Below are 3,168 nucleotides of genomic sequence, written 5' to 3' on the forward strand. Positions count from 1 at the left end.
GCTCACTAGGCTGCGGGCATGCCTCAGCTCCGCGTGGCCATGGCTCAGATCAACACGACGGTGGGCGACCTCGACGCCAACGCGCAGGCCGTGCGCTCGTGGACGCGCCGCGCCGCCGAGGACGGCGCGCACCTCGTGCTGTTCCCCGAGACCGCGCTGACCGGGTACCCGGTGGAGGACCTGGCGCTGCGCCGGTCCTTCGTCGACGCGTCGAAGCAGGCGCTCGCCCGGCTCGCCCTCGACCTGGCCGACGACGGGTTCGGCGACCTGCCCGTGGTCGTCGGCTACGTCGACCGCGCGGGCGCCGACACGCGCCCCGGCTCGACCGAGGGCCGGCCGAACGGGCTGCCGCAGAACTGCGCGGCCGTGCTGCACGGCGGCCGGGTCGTGGCCCGCTACGCCAAGCACCACCTGCCGAACTACGGCGTCTTCGACGAGTACCGCATCTTCGTGCCGGGCGACGACCTCGTGGTCGTGCGGGTCCGCGGCGTGGACGTCGCGATCGCGATCTGCGAGGACCTCTGGCAGGACGGCGGGCCCGTGCAGCAGGCGGGCGACGCGGGGGCGGGGCTGCTCGCGGTCATCAACGCCTCCCCCTACGAGCGCAACAAGGACGACGTCCGGCTGGAGCTCGTCGAGCGCCGCGCCGCGGAGGCGGGCTGCCCCATCGCCTACGTCAACGCGGTCGGCGGCCAGGACGAGCTGGTCTTCGACGGCGACTCCCTCGTGGTGGCCGACGGCGCGGTCGTGGCCCGCGGGCCGCAGTTCCGCGAGGACCTCGTGGTGGCCGACCTCGAGCTGGCGGCCGCCGACCCCTCGCCCCGCTGGGAGGGTTCCGTGCAGCGCGTCGTCGTCAGCGGCGACGCCGTGCCGGCCTACGAGCGCCGCGCCTCCGCCGTCCACGAACCGCTGCCCGACGTCGCCGACGTGCACGCCGCGCTCGTCCTGGGCATCCGGGACTACGTGCGCAAGAACGGCTTCCGGTCGGTCATCATCGCGGTCTCGGGCGGGATCGACTCCGCGCTCGTGGCGTCCCTGGCGGTCGACGCCCTCGGCGGGGAGAACGTGCAGGGCATCTCGCTGCCGTCGGGCTACTCCTCGCAGCACTCGCAGGACGACGCCGCGGACCTGGCGCGGCGCACGGGCCTGCGCTACCGGCAGTACCCCATCGCCCCCATGGTCGACGCGTTCCTCGCCACCGTGCCGCTGACGGGCGTGGCCGAGGAGAACCTGCAGGCCCGCGTGCGCGGCACGACCCTCATGGGCCTGGCGAACCAGGAGGGCCACCTGACGCTGGCCACGAGCAACAAGAGCGAGCTCGCCGTCGGCTACTCCACGCTCTACGGCGACTCCGTGGGCGGGTACGCGCCGCTGAAGGACGTGCCCAAGACGCTGGTGTGGGCGCTGTCGCGCTGGCGCAACGCGGACGCGGTCTCGCGCGGCGAGGAACCCCCCATCCCCGAGAACACGATCACCAAGCCGCCGTCGGCGGAGCTGCGGCCCGACCAGACCGACCAGGACTCCCTGCCGCCGTACGAGGTGCTCGACGCCATCCTCGAGGACTACGTGGAGGGCGACCGCGGGCGCGCGGACCTGCTGGGCGAGGGCTTCGACGCGACCGTCGTCGACTCCGTCGTCACGCTCGTCGACCGCGCCGAGTGGAAGCGGCGGCAGTTCGCGCCCGGCCCGAAGATCTCCTACAAGGCGTTCGGCCGGGACCGCCGGCTGCCGATCACGAGCCGCTGGCGGGAGGTCGCCGCGTCGGCCGTCCTCGCGCCGCCCGTCGACGTGCGCACCGACGAGGTCCCGACCGGCGGCGCCGCGTGAGCGGTCCCGACGTCGCGGACGGTCCGGTCACGGCGGCGGGGCCCGCCCCGCGGCGCCGCACGCGCGTGCACCACCTCGCCGAGCTCAAGGCGCGCGGGGAGAGGTGGGCGATGCTCACGAGCTACGACGTGCTGACCGCGGCCGTGTTCGACGAGGCGGGCATCCCCGTCCTGCTCGTGGGCGACTCGGCGGGCGGCACGGTGTTCGGGCACGCCACGACGCTGCCCGTCACGGTCGACGACCTCCTGCCCCTCGTGCGCGCCGTCGTCACCGGGGCCCCGCACGCCCTCGTGGTGGCGGACCTGCCGTTCGGCTCCTACGAGGCCTCCGACGAGCTCGCCGTCGCCACGGCCGTGCGCTTCCTCAAGGAGGGCGGGGCGCACGCCGTCAAGCTGGAGGGCGGGGTGCGCAGCGCCGCGCGGGTCCGGGCCGTGGTGGCGGCGGGCATCCCCGTCATGGGCCACGTCGGCTTCACGCCGCAGGCCGAGCACGCGCTGGGCGGCTACCGCGTGCAGGGCCGGGGCGACGCGGCCTCGGCGGTCCTCGCCGACGCGACGGCCGTGGCGTCGGCGGGCGCGTTCGCCGTCGTGCTGGAGATGGTGCCCGCGGCCGTGGCGCGCACCGTCACCGCGACCCTGCAGGTCCCCACGGTCGGCATCGGCGCGGGGGCCGACTGCGACGGCCAGGTGCTCGTGTGGCAGGACTTCGCGGGGCTGACGGGCGGGCGCACACCGCGCTTCGTCAAGCAGTACGCCGACCTGCGCGCGACGCTCACCGACGCGGCCCGCCGCTACGCCGCCGACGTGCGCGAGGGGTCCTTCCCGGCCGCGGAGCACTCCTTCTAGCCCGGCCGCACCGGCCCGGCACCGCGGACCGGCTCACGCGAGCGACGTCGTGACCGCGGTCCGCCGCACGTGCTCGAGGGCGCAGCGCACGGCGCCGACCGTGACGACGTCCACGCCGAGCTCCGAGGCGTGCACCTGCGGCACGGGCGGGTCGAAGTACCGCGGCAGGCGCTCCAGGGCCGTGGCGAGCACGGGCTGCGCCGAGGCGGCGACCGCCCCCGCGACGACGACGCGCTCGGTGTCGAAGACGCTGGCGAGGGTCGCGACGACCCGGGCCGTCACGTCGCCCACCTCCGCGAGGACGTGGCGCGCCAGCGCGTCACCGGCCAGCGCGGCCGCGAAGACCTCCTCCGCCTCCGGCGCTCCCGACGCGGCCCCGGCGCGCAGCGACGACGGGCGGTCGTCCTGCTCCAGCGCCCGGCGCGCCCGGTCGCGGACCCGGGCCGCGATGCCCTCGGTCCCGGCGACCCCCTCGACCAGGTCGAGGGGGTCGCCG

The 3,168-nt window shown here is 76.0% G+C and carries 3 protein-coding genes; 2 read left to right on the forward strand and 1 reads right to left on the reverse strand.

Going from position 1 to position 3,168, the window contains the following annotated elements; translation table 11 throughout:
- Window positions 1-18: 18 nt before the first annotated feature.
- The gene (locus GTR02_RS20865; protein ID WP_166609394.1) at window positions 19-1,827 is read left to right on the forward strand and encodes an NAD+ synthase; all 1,809 of its coding nucleotides are present in this window, start codon (window positions 19-21) and stop codon (window positions 1,825-1,827) included.
- The gene (gene panB, locus GTR02_RS20870; protein WP_166609395.1) at window positions 1,824-2,672 is read left to right on the forward strand and encodes a 3-methyl-2-oxobutanoate hydroxymethyltransferase; all 849 of its coding nucleotides are present in this window, start codon (window positions 1,824-1,826) and stop codon (window positions 2,670-2,672) included. The genes GTR02_RS20865 and panB overlap by 4 nt, the downstream gene beginning before the upstream one ends.
- A 33-nt stretch (window positions 2,673-2,705) precedes the next feature.
- Here panB and GTR02_RS20875 read toward each other — a convergent pair.
- Window positions 2,706-3,168, reverse strand: a 463-nt coding sequence (locus GTR02_RS20875) for an ROK family protein (RefSeq protein ID WP_166609396.1), incomplete at its 5' end; no start/stop codon positions are given.

This window comes from Kineococcus siccus, assembly GCF_009906795.1.
In the GTDB taxonomy this organism is placed as follows: Bacteria; Actinomycetota; Actinomycetes; order Actinomycetales; family Kineococcaceae; genus Kineococcus; species Kineococcus siccus.

What these genes read in the sequence shown, in the direction of transcription:
- GTR02_RS20865 (WP_166609394.1), top strand. Translation starts at nt 19, where the DNA reads ATGCCTCAGCTCCGCGTGGCCATGGCTCAGATCAACACGACGGTGGGC.